General features: G+C 67.3%; 15 protein-coding genes. 9 read left to right on the plus strand and 6 right to left on the minus strand.

Annotated elements, in window-relative coordinates; translation table 11 throughout:
* Positions 1-721 precede the first annotated feature (721 nt).
* Entirely contained in the window at positions 722-2,506 is a 1,785-nt protein-coding gene (gene dnaA / locus ACIP63_RS33105) for a chromosomal replication initiator protein DnaA (RefSeq protein ID WP_401523256.1), read from the minus strand.
* Between the two features lie 380 nt (positions 2,507-2,886).
* On the opposite strand from dnaA, the gene rpmH reads away from it, so the two are divergent.
* The 9 genes from rpmH (at position 2,887) to ACIP63_RS33150 (ending at position 9,804) form a co-directional block, all read left to right on the plus strand.
* Complete coding sequence (gene rpmH / locus ACIP63_RS33110) at positions 2,887-3,024, plus strand: 50S ribosomal protein L34 (RefSeq protein WP_003967884.1); 138 nt, start codon at positions 2,887-2,889, stop codon at positions 3,022-3,024.
* 19 nt (positions 3,025-3,043) lie between these two features.
* Positions 3,044-3,415, plus strand: coding sequence for a ribonuclease P protein component (gene rnpA, locus ACIP63_RS33115; protein ID WP_362927528.1), 372 nt, complete (start codon positions 3,044-3,046; stop codon positions 3,413-3,415).
* Entirely contained in the window at positions 3,412-3,771 is a 360-nt protein-coding gene (gene yidD / locus ACIP63_RS33120) for a membrane protein insertion efficiency factor YidD (protein ID WP_362927529.1), read from the plus strand. The genes rnpA and yidD overlap by 4 nt, the downstream gene beginning before the upstream one ends.
* A 3-nt stretch (positions 3,772-3,774) precedes the next feature.
* Positions 3,775-5,046 carry a membrane protein insertase YidC gene (gene yidC / locus ACIP63_RS33125; protein WP_401523261.1) on the plus strand — a complete coding sequence of 424 codons (1,272 nt, stop codon included), beginning with the start codon at positions 3,775-3,777 and terminating at the stop codon, positions 5,044-5,046.
* A gap of 14 nt (positions 5,047-5,060) precedes the next feature.
* Positions 5,061-5,570, plus strand: a complete 510-nt coding sequence (locus ACIP63_RS33130) for a R3H domain-containing nucleic acid-binding protein (protein ID WP_104787401.1) — start codon at positions 5,061-5,063, stop codon at positions 5,568-5,570.
* Positions 5,571-5,670: 100 nt separating this feature from the next.
* Positions 5,671-6,387, plus strand: coding sequence for a 16S rRNA (guanine(527)-N(7))-methyltransferase RsmG (gene rsmG / locus ACIP63_RS33135; protein ID WP_401523265.1), 717 nt, complete (start codon positions 5,671-5,673; stop codon positions 6,385-6,387).
* Positions 6,388-6,691: 304 nt separating this feature from the next.
* A complete protein-coding gene (locus tag ACIP63_RS33140) occupies positions 6,692-7,786 on the plus strand; it encodes a ParA family protein (RefSeq protein ID WP_401523768.1) in 1,095 nt (364 codons plus the stop codon).
* The gene (locus ACIP63_RS33145; protein ID WP_401523268.1) at positions 7,783-8,880 is read left to right on the plus strand and encodes a ParB/RepB/Spo0J family partition protein; all 1,098 of its coding nucleotides are present in this window, start codon (positions 7,783-7,785) and stop codon (positions 8,878-8,880) included. Before ACIP63_RS33140 ends, ACIP63_RS33145 begins: the two co-directional genes overlap by 4 nt.
* Before the next feature lie 306 nt (positions 8,881-9,186).
* Positions 9,187-9,804, plus strand: a complete 618-nt coding sequence (locus ACIP63_RS33150; RefSeq protein WP_401523271.1) for a GNAT family N-acetyltransferase — start codon at positions 9,187-9,189, stop codon at positions 9,802-9,804.
* Between the two features lie 104 nt (positions 9,805-9,908).
* Here ACIP63_RS33150 and trxA read toward each other — a convergent pair whose 3' ends face one another.
* From trxA to ACIP63_RS33175, 5 genes are all read right to left on the minus strand, one after another.
* Positions 9,909-10,244, minus strand: coding sequence for a thioredoxin (gene trxA, locus ACIP63_RS33155; RefSeq protein WP_362927534.1), 336 nt, complete (start codon positions 10,242-10,244; stop codon positions 9,909-9,911).
* A gap of 45 nt (positions 10,245-10,289) precedes the next feature.
* The gene (gene trxB, locus ACIP63_RS33160) at positions 10,290-11,261 is read right to left on the minus strand and encodes a thioredoxin-disulfide reductase (protein WP_401523275.1); all 972 of its coding nucleotides are present in this window, start codon (positions 11,259-11,261) and stop codon (positions 10,290-10,292) included.
* Positions 11,262-11,386: 125 nt separating this feature from the next.
* Positions 11,387-12,301, minus strand: coding sequence for an anti-sigma factor family protein (locus tag ACIP63_RS33165; protein ID WP_401523278.1), 915 nt, complete (start codon positions 12,299-12,301; stop codon positions 11,387-11,389).
* Entirely contained in the window at positions 12,298-13,002 is a 705-nt protein-coding gene (sigM, locus tag ACIP63_RS33170; protein WP_401523281.1) for an RNA polymerase sigma factor SigM, read from the minus strand. The genes ACIP63_RS33165 and sigM overlap by 4 nt, the downstream gene beginning before the upstream one ends.
* 25 nt (positions 13,003-13,027) lie before the next feature.
* A complete protein-coding gene (locus tag ACIP63_RS33175; protein ID WP_401523284.1) occupies positions 13,028-14,725 on the minus strand; it encodes a serine/threonine protein kinase in 1,698 nt (565 codons plus the stop codon).
* Positions 14,726-14,787: the final 62 nt, after the last annotated feature.

The raw sequence follows: 14,787 nt of genomic DNA on the forward strand, positions 1-14,787 counted from the left end.
GTCGTTTTCGCAGGTCAGAAGCCGTTTTTTGTCCACCGACCCTGTGGGTGGCACCGGTGGACAACCAGGCGTTTCTGTGGACACGCGAAAGTTCTGCACACCCGATGCACAGGGCGGGGTGACTTCTCCCCAGGGCTGTCCCCAGCTTTACCCACGTTCCCCACAGCTCAATCAAGGGCCCTCGTGTGACGCCTTTCACTCTCGGCAGTGAACGCCGGTGTCGGGTTGCCGAACAGTGGACAGGGGTGTGGAGAAGCTGGGGACAACAGGGCTGTGCCTGTGGGCGGTCGGTGGACAACATCATCGGGGCCCTGTGGACGAAATCTCTGTCCACAGGCTGTGGATCATCGTTGACCACAAATCCCCAGGCATGTGACCTGGCCTGATGGAGTATCGACAGCAGACCCTGTGGACGCAATATGGACAACTTCGCAGTCCCCAGGCTGTGGACGCCGGATTCCGCGTCCTTCTGTGGAGAAGCGCTGGTCCGGGGCTCGTATTCGAACACTTTGGAGGGCCGGAGTCGTTTCGGAGGCCATGGGATCGAGCCGGAACACGTGCGCCCGGTGGCCGCGAAGGCCGTCCCGGGGACGTCGCGCGCCGGATTCTGGAGCCCGCTCTCAGCAGCCCGTGACGAAGAAGGGCGCCCCGCGAGGACGTCGTGAGGTCCTCGCGGGGCGCCCGGGGCGCGCTGTGCGGCGGTCCTGCCGCCGCCGGCTCGTCAGCCGTTCTTGATGCGGTTGGTGAGTTCGGTGACCTGGTTGTAGATGGAGCGGCGCTCCGCCATCAGCGCCCGGATCTTCCGGTCGGCGTGCATCACCGTGGTGTGGTCCCGCCCGCCGAACTGGGCGCCGATCTTGGGCAGGGAGAGATCCGTCAGCTCGCGGCAGAGATACATGGCGATCTGGCGTGCCGTCACCAGCACCCGGCTGCGGGACGATCCGCAGAGGTCCTCGACCGTCAGGCCGAAGTAGTCCGCCGTCGCCGCCATGATGGCCGGCGCGGTGATCTCGGGCGCCGAGTCCTCCCCGCCGGGGATCAGGTCCTTCAGCACGATCTCGGTCAGACCGAGGTCCACCGGCTGCCGGTTGAGGCTGGCGAACGCCGTCACCCGGATCAGCGCGCCCTCCAGCTCGCGGATGTTGCGCGAGATGCGGGACGCGATGAACTCCAGTACCTCCGGCGGCGCGTTGAGCTGCTCCTGCACCGCTTTCTTACGGAGGATCGCGATCCGCGTCTCCAGCTCCGGTGGCTGCACATCGGTGGTGAGGCCCCACTCGAACCGGTTGCGGAGACGGTCCTCCAGTGTCACCAGCTGCTTGGGCGGCCGGTCGGAGGAGAGCACGATCTGCTTGTTGGCGTTGTGCAGCGTGTTGAAGGTGTGGAAGAACTCCTCCTGTGTCGACTCCTTGCTCGCGAGGAACTGGATGTCGTCGACCAGCAGGATGTCCACGTCGCGGTACCGCTTGCGGAAGGTGTCGCCCTTGCCGTCGCGGATCGAGTTGATGAACTCGTTGGTGAACTCCTCGGAGCTCACGTACCGCACCCGGGTGCCCGGGTAGAGGCTCCGCGCGTAGTGCCCGATCGCGTGCAGCAGGTGGGTCTTGCCGAGCCCCGACTCCCCGTAGATGAAAAGGGGGTTGTACGCCTTCGCGGGTGCCTCGGCGACGGCGACCGCGGCCGCGTGCGCGAAGCGGTTGGACGCCCCGATCACGAAGGTGTCGAAGAGGTACTTCGGATTCAGCCGGGCGTGCGGCTCACCGGTTCCGGGCGGGGGTGCGGACTGCGTGCCCATGTGGCCGCCGCCGGCCCTTCCGGTCCCTGGGCCGCCCTGGCGGTGCTGGGGTTGCTGGTCCTGGAGCTCGTGGCGGTCGCGGCTGTCCCGCTGCTGCTCGTAACCCTGGTGCTCGGGCGGCTGCGGGCGGTAGTCGTGCTGCGGCTGCTGCGGGCGCGGGCTCGCGTACGGGTCGCGGTCCTGGTAGCCGCCGTGCCGGGGCTGCCAGGAGAGGTCGTCCTGGACCCGGGGCCAGGCGCCGGGCTCGGGGCGGTGCTGCTGGTAGTCCGGATAGGCGGGGCGGGCCGTCGGCATGCCGTCGTCGGAGGACCTGGGGCCGTAGTTGTCGTACCCGTCGTTCCGTGAGGGCTCGTCGTGCTGCGGTCCCTGGTAGCGGTGGGACTGCTGCCCTTGGTGGGGCTGGTGCATCGGGGGCGCCGGCGGAGCGGGGGGCTCGCCCGCGGAATCGTCGACGGTGATCGCGATCCGGATCGGCCGTCCGCACTCACGGGTGAGCGTCTCGCTGATCAGCGGGGCGAGCCGGCCCTCCAGGACGCGTTTGCCCCACTCGTTGGGTACGGCCAGCAGTGCGGTGTCGGCGACGAGTGCCAGGGGCTGGCAGCGCTCGATCCACTGCTTGTCCTTCGGCTCGATGCCCTGCTGGCCCTCCCCGAGGAGTTGTTCCAGCACTCGCGGCCACACTGCGGCAAGATCGGCAGGTACGTCAGCCACAAGGCACGCTCTCTCGCATGTCCCACGAATGTGTGCTTCTCGGGACGGATGGGTCGGGTCGGGTGAGGCCCGGCAGGCAGGAAGGAAAAGAACCGGAGTTCAGCCACGGTAGTCAGGCCGACCCGCACGGTTCAAGTTGTTGTCCACAGGCTGTGTACAGCAGGGGGTGGTGCGAGGCCGGTTTGACCGGATGGCGTAGCCGCGCGTACCGTGACCAGGTCGAGTTGTCGATGGCTGCTGCCGCCTGCCTCCGATGGGCAAACATCACGATCTGTGATTGTGAAGCGGTGCACTAAGGCGTTTACGCGAGTTCCTCGTGGGCGCACGGTGACAGCCAGGCGATGTCCCGCCAACACACGAATCATTTCTGGAGCCCCCGAGTGAGCAAGCGCACCTTCCAGCCGAACAACCGTCGTCGCGCCAAGACCCATGGCTTCCGGCTGCGTATGCGTACCCGTGCCGGCCGCGCGATTCTCGCGAACCGCCGTGGCAAGGGCCGCAGCAGCCTGTCCGCCTGATCGCTAACAGGTCCATGACGTGCTGCCTACCGAGAATCGGCTGAGGCGGCGCGAGGACTTCGCGACCGCGGTACGACGAGGACGCCGAGCCGGGCGTCCGCTACTCGTCGTGCACCTACGCAGCGGTGTTACGGACCCGCACGTGACAGGGGAGAGTGTTCCCCCGCCGCGTGCGGGTTTCGTTGTCAGCAAAGCAGTGGGAGGAGCAGTCGTCCGTACCGCGGTGAAGCGGAAGCTTCGCCATCTGGTCCGCGATCGGCTTGCTCAGCTGCCCCCCGGTAGCCTTGTTGTCGTACGAGCGTTGCCCGGATCGGGTGACGCCGACCATGCACAGCTGGCCCGAGACCTGGACGCCGCCCTTCAGCGGCTGCTGGGAGGGGGTGCGCGATGAAGTACCCGCTGCTGGCTCTCATCAAGCTGTACCAGTGGACGATCAGCCCGCTTCTCGGGCCCGTCTGCCGCTACTACCCGTCGTGTTCCCACTATGGATATACGGCGATCGACCGGCACGGTGCGATCAAGGGAACAGCGCTGACCGCATGGCGCATCCTTCGTTGCAATCCGTGGTCACCCGGCGGCGTGGATCACGTACCGCCACGCAAACGTCCGCGTTGGCACGAAATGCTGCGCAACTGTGTGCGTGGCGGCAAGGGCGGGGACTCCGCCGCCGATGTGCCTTCCGGGGGGTCGGTCTCCGAACCCCTGAGCCCGGCCACAGAGACCTCGCCCAAAGCTCAAGGAGCCTGATTAGTGGACACGATTGCCAGTCTGTTCAGCTTTATCACCACGCCTGTTTCGTGGGTCATCGTCCAGTTCCACAAGCTCTACGGAGCGTTGTTCGGCGATGACACGGGGTGGGCCTGGGGCCTGTCCATCGTGTCCCTGGTGATCCTGATCCGGATCTGTCTGATCCCGCTTTTCGTCAAGCAGATCAAGTCCACCCGGAACATGCAGGTGCTCCAGCCGAAGATGAAGGCGATCCAGGAGCGCTACAAGAACGACAAACAGCGTCAGTCCGAAGAGATGATGAAGCTGTACAAGGAGACGGGCACCAACCCGCTCTCCTCGTGCCTTCCCATCCTGGCGCAGTCCCCGTTCTTCTTCGCCCTGTATCACGTGCTCTCGGCCATCGCCTCGGGCAAGACGATCGGTGTCATCGACCAGCCCCTGCTGGACAGCGCCCGTCAGGCACACATCTTCGGCGCTCCACTGGCCGCGAAGTTCATGGACAGCGAGGAGAAGGTGCAGGCGCTCGGCGCCTCCCTGACCGACGTCCGTGTCGTGACCGCGATCATGATCGTGATGATGTCCGCGTCGCAGTTCTTCACGCAGCGCCAGCTGATGACGAAGAACGTCGACCTGACGGTGAAGACGCCGTACATGCAGCAGCAGAAGATGCTGATGTACATCTTCCCGCTGATCTTCGCCGTCATGGGCATCAACTTCCCCGTCGGTGTCCTCGTGTACTGGCTGACCACCAACGTCTGGACCATGGGTCAGCAGATGTACGTGATCAACCAGAACCCGACTCCGGGCAGCAAGGCGCAGGACCAGTACCTGAACCGTGTGCTGAAGAGCGTGACCGCACATGGTGAGGTACGGGGCCGGACCCGGCGCAACACCGTCAAGCGGATCGTCGCCAAGGGTCCTGACCGCAACGACATCGAGCGCAAGTTCATCACCGGTCTGGGCAAGCTCGGCCTCGCGGCCCAGGAGGACGGGACGGTCGCGAAGAGCGAAGCCGCCGTTCTCGAGGCCGAGGGTGGTGCTGCGCCCAAGCGGCAGCAGCCCAAGCGCCAGACCAAGGCGAAGCGCCACACCGCCGCCACGCATCCCGGCACGGACAAGGGGACCGGCTCCACCGGCTCGGAATCCAAGACCTCGCTGGAGAAGCAGGACGCACCGCAGGACGACAAGCCGAAGCCGGCGGCCAAGCGCGCCACCGCGTCCGGCTCCTCACGCCAAGCCAAGTCCGGACAGCGCAAGGGCCCGCAGCGGCCCAAGCACCCGTCCAAGAAGTAAGAAGGAGTCCATCCGTGACGGAAGGCACCACCACCACGGCCGCTGAGGGCAGCGACACTCTGACCCGCCTCGAGCAGGAGGGGGAGATCGCGGCTGACTACCTCGAAGGCCTGCTCGACATCGCCGACCTCGACGGCGACATCGACATGGACGTGGAGGCGGACCGGGCCGCGGTCTCGATCATCAGTGACTCGGCGCGTGACCTGCAGAAGCTTGTGGGCCGCGATGGTGAGGTGCTGGAGGCGCTCCAGGAGCTGACGCGCCTGGCCGTTCACCGCGAGACCGGTGACCGCAGCCGCCTGATGCTGGACATCGGCGGTTTCCGTGCCAAGAAGCGTGAGGTCCTGGCCGCCCTCGGCGCCAAGGCCGCGGATGAGGTCAAGAGCTCGGGCGAGCCGGTGAAGCTCGAACCGATGACGCCGTTCGAGCGCAAGGTCGTGCACGACGCGGTCGCGGCCGCCGGTCTGCGCAGCGAGTCCGAGGGCGAGGAGCCCCAGCGCTTCGTCGTCGTTCTCCCGGCCTGACCGGATCCTTGTACTGTCGGCCCCGTCTGTTCGCAGGCGGGGCCGATCTTTGTCAGCCTGATAGTCAGCGTGCTAGAGCGGTACGGAAGGACGGTCCCCCGTGACGGAGGAAGCAGAGCTCCCTCAGGCGCCCAAGGAGGCGCAGGCGGTATTCGGTGAGTTCTTCCCAGAGGCTGTCAGGTATGCGGAGCTCCTCGCGGACGCGGGCGTCAAGCGCGGGCTGATCGGCCCGCGTGAGGTGCCGCGCCTGTGGGAACGCCATCTGCTGAACTGTGCGGTGCTCTCCGAAGTGGTTCCCGAGGGTGTCACGGTCTGCGACGTGGGTTCGGGGGCCGGGCTTCCCGGTATCCCGCTCGCGTTGGTACGCCCCGACCTCAAGATCACGCTGCTGGAACCACTGCTGCGGCGCACGAATTTCCTTCAGGAAGTCGTCGAGCTCCTGGGCCTGGATCATGTGACGGTCGTCCGCGGCCGGGCCGAGGAAGTGCTGGGGACACTTCAGCCGGTTCACGTGGTGACGGCCCGGGCGGTGGCCCCGCTCGACAGGCTCGCCGGATGGGGAGTGCCCTTGCTGCGCCCCTACGGAGAGATGCTTGCGCTCAAGGGCGGCACGGCGGAGGAAGAGATCCAGGGGGCTCGGGCCGCTCTGAGCAAGCTCGGAGTGGTGGAGACCGAGGTGCTGCAGGTCGGTGAGGGCATGGTCGACCCGGCGTCCACGGTGGTCCGTGTGGTGGTCGGAGAGAGCCCGGGCGGTGTGAGGTTCGCCGCAAAGCGGGCCAAGGCCGCACGGGTGGGCCGGACGCGACGACGCCGATGAGCGCGGGCTGGGCGACGGTCCGGCGATCCTGATTTGCTGCCCTTAGTGGGCTTCTGGCCTTTTTGCACCGATGCTCCATGAAAGCAGCGATATACGCAGCCTGCGGAGTGTCGGGAGCCCGCCACTGTGCTGCACGGGCATCGTGTTTCACGTGAAACGTCGCTCTCTGCTGCAGGGAATCATCGGTCGCGGTCGTGCGGCTGCCGCGCCGCGCGACCGCAGGCCCCTACGGGCTACCGAGTTGTCCACAGAACCGGATTCATCCACAGAAGAGTCGGCCTCGCTGGTTCATGACCCCGAAAGCATGGCAGGCTCTGTTCATTGCGAGCCTGAAGTCGAGGAGAGTGAATCCTTGCGGTCCGACGCCAACATCGCGGGACCGATGACCGATCCGGTCCCCGGTCCCCGTACCGAGTCCCTGGGGGACGGTGTTTCACGTGAAACACCTCCGCCGATGGACGACACACCCATTGGTCGTGCGGCTCAGCTGGCGGTCGAGGCCCTCGGCCGCGCCGGCGAGGGGCTGCCACGACCTGACCGGACACGCATCATGGTCGTGGCCAACCAGAAGGGCGGTGTGGGGAAGACGACCTCGACGGTCAACCTCGCCGCTTCGCTCGCGTTGCATGGCGCACGCGTCCTGGTGGTGGACCTCGATCCGCAGGGGAACGCCTCCACGGCTCTGGGGATCGACCATCACGCGGAAGTCCCCTCCATCTACGACGTACTGGTGGAGAGCATGCCGCTCTCCGAGGTGGTTCAGCCGGTTCCGGACGTCGAAGGCCTCTTCTGTGCGCCGGCGACCATCGATCTCGCCGGTGCGGAGATCGAGCTGGTATCGCTGGTGGCGCGGGAGAGCCGGCTGCAGCGGGCCATCCAGGCGTATGACCAGCCGCTGGACTACATCCTCATCGACTGCCCGCCCTCACTCGGTCTGCTGACGGTCAACGCGCTCGTGGCCGGAGCAGAGGTGCTCATCCCGATTCAGTGCGAGTACTACGCGCTGGAGGGTCTCGGACAACTGCTTCGCAACGTCGACCTGGTCCGGGGGCATCTGAACCCCGATCTCCACGTCTCGACGATCCTGCTCACCATGTACGACGGCCGAACCCGGCTCGCTTCACAGGTGGCGGAGGAGGTGCGCACCCACTTCGGCAAGGAGGTGCTGCGGACCAGTATCCCCCGCTCCGTGCGTATCTCGGAGGCGCCGAGCTACGGGCAGACCGTCCTCACGTACGATCCGGGCTCCAGCGGGTCCCTGTCCTACCTTGAGGCGGCCCGTGAGATCGCGCTGAGAGGCGTCGGAGTGCATTACGAGGCTCAGCACGCCCCTGCGGGCGAGCCTGCCCACACGGGCATCCAGAACAGTCAGCAGAGCCATTCGGAGGGCATGCAGTGAGTGAGCGTCGTAGAGGGCTGGGACGTGGACTCGGTGCACTGATTCCCGCAGCCCCGCAGGAGAAGCAGGTCACGAGCCCTGCTTCCGGCACGAATGCGGGGGGCGCGTCGCCCATCCTGACCGCCGAGCGTGGGGTGGCTGCCGCGAAACTGGCGGGGCTCCCTTCCGGCACGTTGGTCCCTGAGCCGAGTTCTCCCGTCGGCGAGCAGGCCGCCACCGAGCAGACCGACTCGGCCGGGGCGTACTTCGCCGAGATCCCCCTGCCTTCGATCACGCCGAACCCCAGGCAGCCTCGCGAGGTCTTCGACGAGGATGCTCTGGCCGAGCTGGTCACCTCCATCAAGGAGGTCGGTCTCCTCCAGCCCGTCGTCGTACGCAAGGTCGACGAGGACCGCTACGAGCTCATCATGGGTGAGCGCCGTTGGAGGGCGTGCGGCGAAGCCGGTCTGGAGCGCATCCCGGCCATCGTCCGCGCGACCGACGACGAGAAGCTGCTGCTCGACGCACTCCTGGAGAACCTGCACCGGGCTCAGCTGAACCCCTTGGAGGAGGCGGCGGCGTACGACCAGCTGCTGAAGGACTTCAAGTGCACGCATGATCAGCTGGCGGACCGGATCGGCCGGTCCCGTCCGCAGGTGTCGAACACGCTCCGTCTGCTGCGGCTCTCCCCGCCGGTGCAGCGCAGGGTCGCGGCAGGAGTCCTCTCGGCCGGCCACGCAAGGGCCTTGCTGTCGGTGGACGACTCCGAGGAGCAGGACCGGCTGGCGCACCGCATCGTGGCCGAGGGGCTGTCGGTGCGTGCGGTCGAGGAGATCGTGAACCTTCTGGGTTCCGAACCGACGAGCTCCGCGAAGCCTCGGGGGCCCAGGGCGGGGGGCCGGGTCTCACCGGCTCTGACCGACCTTGCCTCCCGCCTCTCCGACCGGTTCGAGACGCGGGTGAAGGTCGACCTCGGGCAGAAGAAGGGGAAGATCGTCGTCGAGTTCGCCTCGATGGAGGATCTGGACCGCATTCTCGGCAGCCTTGCTCCGGGTGAGGGACGGGTGCTGGAACGCAGCATCGAGGAAGAGCAGGTCGAGGCTGACGAGGCCTGAGTCGGCAGGACGGTCAAGGGCGGGCCGAGCTCCGGGAAGTTCTCCGGAACTCGGCCCGCCCTTTGCCGTCTCTCGGTATCCCCATCACCTCTGGGTGGATACGATGCGTTCTGGTATGGCGTATCCACCACCGTGATCCACCTCAGAGGAGGCGGGGGCCGTGCGATCAGTGAATCGCAGCCACCTGGTGACAGTCGGTTTGGGGCTTGGTGCTGTCGGGGGGTTCGTCGGCAGCCTGTTCCGAGAACGGAGCGCGCTGGCATCCGCACGTGATGCGGCGGGCGAAGGAAGTGAGGAACCGCCTACATGGGGCGACGGCTCGTACCGCTCACACTGGACAACCTTCCGGATCTCCCCAGGCGCTGTCGCTCGTGTGTCTTCTGGGAACTTGATCCGGTCAGCGGGGAAGCTGCAGTAAAGGCGGGCAGGCCCGAACTCGAGAAGGAAGCCTGGATCTCCGCCGTTCTGCTGGAGTGGGGATCCTGCGGCAGGGCCGTCTACGTGGACGATGTCGCGGCCGGCTTCGTTCTCTATGCGCCGCCTGCGTACGTCCCCCGTTCCACGGCGTTTCCCACCAGTCCTGTCTCCCCCGATGCCGTGCAGCTGATGACCGCATTGATCGTGCCGGGCTTCCAAGGACAAGGGCTGGGGCGCGTGATGGTACAGACGGTCGCCAAGGACTTGCTGCGACGTGGCTTCAAAGCGATCGAGGCCTTCGGTGACGCCCGCTGGAAGGAGCCGGCGTGTGTGCTGCCGGCGGATCACCTGCTCGCGGTCGGCTTCAAGACGGTGCGTCCTCACCCTGTGCATCCACGGCTGAGGCTTGAGCTGCGTACGACGCTCTCCTGGAAGGAAGACGTCGAGCTGGCGCTGGACAGGCTGCTGGGAGCCGTGCAGAAGGAGCCGGCGCTGCGCCCTCTCTGACTTTGAGGATCCACTCTGTGTCTGGGGAGAACGCCGAACGAACCGAGCATGCAGAACGGGCCCACCCCGAGGGGTGGGCCCGTTTCACGTGAAACAGTCAGGCTTTACTTCTGGACGATGAAGCCCTCGAGGTCGCGGAGGATCGCGGCCTTCGGCTTGGCGCCGACGATGGTCTTGGCGACCTCGCCACCCTGGTACACGTTCAGCGTGGGGATCGACATCACGCCGTACTTCGCCGCGGTGGCCGGGTTCTCGTCGATGTTGAGCTTGACGATCTCGATCTCATCGCCGTGCTCAGCCGCGATGGCCTCCAGCGAAGGCGCGATCTGGCGGCACGGGCCGCACCAGGCGGCCCAGAAGTCCACCAGCACGGGCTTGTCGTTCTTCAGGACGTCCTCATCGAAGGAGTCGTCGGTCACGTTCTTCAGGGCGCCGGCCACGGCGGCCTCCTTAACTTCGCGGGGTGTGGGGTTCGGGGGATGCAGTCAGACTGCCGGGGTCTTCTCCGGCTCGGCGAGCTGCTCGTCGGAGAGCGCGGCGAGGAAGCGCTCTGCGTCGAGAGCGGCCGAGCAGCCGGTACCGGCTGCGGTGATGGCCTGTCGGTAGGTGTGGTCGACGACGTCGCCGGCGCCGAAGACGCCCTTCAGGTTGGTGCGCGTCGAGGGAGCCTCGACCTTGAGGTAGCCCTCGTCGTCAAGGTCGAGCTGGCCCTTGAAGAGCTCCGTGCGGGGGTCGTGGCCGACAGCGATGAACAGGCCGGTCACCGGGAGCTCGGAGGTCACACCGGTCTTGGTGTTGCGCAGGGTGAGGCTGGAGAGCTTCTGGTCCCCGTGGACCGTGGCCACTTCGCTGTCCCACGCGAACTTGATCTTCGGGTCGGCGAAGGCGCGTTCCTGCATGGCCTTGGAGGCCCGCAGGGAGTCGCGACGGTGCACGATCGTGACGGACTTGGCGAACCGGGAGAGGAAGGTCGCCTCTTCCATGGCGGTGTCGCCGCCACCGACCACGGCGATGTCCTGGTCCTTGAAGAAGAAGCCATCGCAGGTCGCACACCAGGAGACACCGCGTCCGGAGAGCGCGTCCTCGTTGGGCAGGCCGAGCTTGCGGTGCTGGGATCCCGTGGTGACGATGACGGCCTTGGCGCGGTGCACCGTGCCTGCGGTGTCAGTGACGGTCTTCACGTCTCCGGAGAGGTCGACGGAGACGGCATCGTCGGGGATGAGCTCGGCGCCGAAGCGCTCCGCCTGGGCGCGCATGTTGTCCATGAGCTCAGGGCCCATGATTCCGTCCTGGAAGCCCGGGAAGTTCTCCACGTCGGTGGTGTTCATCAGTGCACCGCCGGCGGTGACGGCGCCCTCGAACACCAGCGGCTTCAGCGACGCGCGAGCGGTGTACAGGGCGGCGGTGTAACCAGCCGGCCCGGAGCCGATGATGATCACATTACGGACGTCGCTCACGGGTTCTTCCTCGTCTCTGCAGACTGCCTACTGCCTACTGGGGTCGGTTCCACGACTCTCACCCCACCCAACGGATCCTACGGGGCATGCATTCCCGAAATACCGGTCCGCTCCCGGCGAGGTCCTCAGGGGCGTGCGTAGGAGTGTGTGAGCAGCAGCTGTCCCTTTGCCGCAGGTGTGGAATCCACACAGGCTGCGTCGACGACATAGGCCTGGACGCGAGTGGAGTCAGTCGCATCGGGCAGCACGACGAGGAAGGCGGCCGTCCCTTCGTAGCTGCCCTCTTCCACAGCCAGAGCAGGTGCGTTCCGGCCGGTGCCCTGCTGGACGCAGGGCGGAACATCCACGATCGGTGCGCGCAAGGGGGCACGGGGGGAGACGGCGCCGGGGGACGGATTCCCCGGAGAGGACTTGGTGTCCATCGACGGCTCGCCCGAATCGCCGACGGCCTCGGACGCCTCCGCCTCGCTCAGAAGCGTATGGACGCGGCCTTCCAGCGTGCCCTCCGAGAAGTCTTCTCGGCTCCGCTCCGCAGCGCTGACTCCGCTGTCAGCCATCTTGCCGGCTGAGTCCTGGGACACCTGGACGGACAGCAGGAAGACACTCATGCCGACTGCGGCAGCACCGAAGGCGGTGCCCAGGATCACGGTGCGGCGCCGACGACGGGCCGGACTCCGGCCGGGTCCAGTGGCGCCACGAGGGCGACCCGCGGGCCGGAGGGCTGCCGTGCTGCCGTCTGCCCCTGTTTCACGTGAAACAGCAGTCCCGGCGGCGGATGCCTCAGCGGCGTGCGCAGCTTCCGATGCCAGCGCCGCGTCGATCCGGTCGGCTACATCGTCGGGCATGCGCTCAGGGAGGGGCCCTCCCCGCACCAGCAGCGCGCGGATCTCTTCCAGCGAGGAGTGGATGTCGGCGCACTCTTCGCAGGCGTCGATGTGGCGGCGGAGTTCTGCCTCGCGGGACGGCTGCAGAAGCCCTTCGGTGAGGTCGGAGATCTCGGAGACGTCGGGGTGCTGAGCCGTGTCGGCTGTGGATGTCATGCGAGCCCACCTCCACCCTTTACACCGGCAGGATCACCGTCGCCTGCGTCTCTTGGTCCTGACGCCGGTGGGACGGATGGCCCCTGCGTCCGGTTCCTTTCCATGGAGACGTCCTTGCCGTCCTCTCTGTTGGTTCGCAGGTGGGTCAGCAGGGGGAGGAGTCTGGCCCGGCCACGAGCACACCGGCTCTTCACGGTGCCGGTAGGTACGTCGAGGATGCGGGCAGCCTCGGCGACGGGGTAGGCCTGCATATCCACAAGGACGAGCGCGGCCCGCTGCTCGGCGGGGAGGGTGGCCAGTGCGGCCAGGAGCTCTCGGTGCAGGTCCAGCCGCTCAGCGGGAGCCTCGGCGGACTCGTGAGGCTCCATGAGCTGGTCGAGCCGCTCGGTGTCGTCGACCGGTGCGGTCTTCCGGGAGGCGGCCTTGCGGGCACGGTCCAGGCAGGCGTTGACGGTGATCCTGTGCAGCCACGTGGTCACGGCGGACTGGCCGCGGAAGGTATGGGCGGCACGGAATGCGGAGACCAGGGCATCCTGCACGGCGTCGGCTGCTTCCTCACGGTCGCCCAGTGTGCGCAGGGCCACGGCCCAGAGGCGGTCACGGTGTCGCCGCACGAGCTCACCGAAGGCGTCCGCTTCGCCTGCGACGTGCTGGGCCAGGAGATCCTGGTCGCTGATGTCGGCGAACCTGGCGTTGTCCAACGGTGAGCCCCCTCCCCTGTCGCCGTCAGCTCGTGATCTTGACGTCCGAGACCTTACCCCTGTAATTACCGTCGTCCATGGGCAGTTTCGTCAGCCAGACCAGAACGTACCGCGCCTGCACCGGCTTGTCGGGCTTGAGGGACACCTTCGTCCCGGATCCCTCCGCGACCTTGGTGAAACCGTCGGGCAGCTGGGGAAAGGGCGAGCTCTTGGTGGTCCTCAGCTCGACGGAGGTGCTGCCGCCGAGGAAGGACACCTGCACGTCGCCCACCTGCTGGACCTTGCCGAGGTCGAGAACGACTCCTACGCCTTCCTTGAGCCGTCCGAAGTCGGCACTGAAGTAGCCGTCGGTGCTCCAGTAGGAGCTCGTGTCCCCGTCGTAGACGTTGTTTATCGAGGCAGGCTTCTCCGAGCCGTCCATGCCGAGAGGGTCGTAGTCCTTGGCCCCCACGATGGTGACGGGCTTGCTGGGCTCGACGGCGTTGTTGTCGTCGGCCCCGTCCTCCGCGGTCTGTGTCGGGGCCGGTTCCCCGGAGTCGTTGTCCCGGTTGAGCACGGTCTCTGCCAGCTGCCAGCTGCCGAGTCCCAGAGCGGCGATGAGCAGCGCGGAGACGGCCCACTTGAGCGCCCTGCCCGTGCGGCTCTGGAGAGGGGGCGGAGGAGCCGCGATGACAGGCTGGGTCGCCGAGGTGGGCCGGACCGACGGGCGCCCGTAGGTGCCCTGCTGGTATGTCGTGCGCTGGTACTCCGGCGGCGCCGTGAAGGAGGGCTCCGGCGGCAGGATGCGGGGCATGGCCGCGACGGCCTTCGCCAGCTCGTCCGGGGTGGTGCACGGCTGTTCCTGGCGCGACGCGGTCGCGCCGTCGTTGGCGAGGGCGCGCATGGCCAGTTCGGACAGACCTCGGTGGACGCCGGCCCGCACCTGGTCGGGCGGAATCAGGCCCAGGTCCTTGGGGAGCCCGGTGAGACCGTAGGCATCGCTCTCGTAGGGCCAGCGACGGGTGAGGGCTGCGTAGAGCAGCGCGCCGATGGCCTCGGTGTCCGTGCGCAGCGGCTGATCGGCGGTGATGCCACGCAGCGCGGCGTTCACGGCCAGGCCGCGGATCCGGTACTGGCCCGTCGAGCTGCGCAGTACGGCGCCGGGGGTGAGGCGCAGGTGCGCGAGCCCTTCGCGGTGGGCGGCGGCCATGGCCTGGGAGATCTGACTCACGAGCTGGTAGGCGTCGTGGGCCTCGAAGGGGCCTGCGGCCAGCAGCGCCGTGAGCTCGGTGGCATCGGGGAGCCATTCGTGGACGACGTAGACGAGGTCGTCCTCCTCCACGGCGTCCAGGACCTGGACGAAGCGCGGGTCACCGAGCAGCGCCGAGGAGCGGGCCGCGGCCAGCACCGAGCGGGCGCGCGGATGATCGGCGGGCAGGAGATGGACGCCCACCGCGCGCCGCAGTTTCTCGTCGACAGCACGCCAGCTGCTGAATCCGTCCAGTCGGGTGACGCACTCCTCGAGGCGGTACCGTCCGGCCAGCTTGTGACCGCTGTGCAGATCGGGCGACGCCGGCACGGTGTCCGAGCTGTCGCGCCCGCTCTCCGCGTCCTGCGGGCCCGTGCCCTCCGCGTCCTGGGTTTGTGCCGTCCCGTCGGTCGTGGCCGCGTCCGCCTTGGCGGTCAGCGGCTCGTCGCCGCCGTTGTCGGCCACGTCGACAGCAGCCGTGCTACGTTCCGCCACCGTCGTTCCTGCCTCCCCATCCGTTGCGCGATGCCAGCCAGCCCTGCACAGTCACGCCAATT

Origin of the sequence: Streptomyces sp. NPDC088746, from assembly GCF_044751065.1 — a bacterium.
In the GTDB taxonomy this organism is placed as follows: domain Bacteria; phylum Actinomycetota; class Actinomycetes; order Streptomycetales; family Streptomycetaceae; genus Streptomyces.

What these genes read in the sequence shown, in the direction of transcription:
- ACIP63_RS33150 (WP_401523271.1), top strand. Translation starts at nt 9,187, where the DNA reads ATGGGGCGACGGCTCGTACCGCTCACACTGGACAACCTTCCGGATCTC.
- yidD (WP_362927529.1), top strand. Translation starts at nt 3,412, where the DNA reads ATGAAGTACCCGCTGCTGGCTCTCATCAAGCTGTACCAGTGGACGATC.
- ACIP63_RS33165 (WP_401523278.1), bottom strand. Translation starts at nt 12,301, where the DNA reads ATGACATCCACAGCCGACACGGCTCAGCACCCCGACGTCTCCGAGATC.
- ACIP63_RS33140 (WP_401523768.1), top strand. Translation starts at nt 6,692, where the DNA reads ATGGCAGGCTCTGTTCATTGCGAGCCTGAAGTCGAGGAGAGTGAATCC.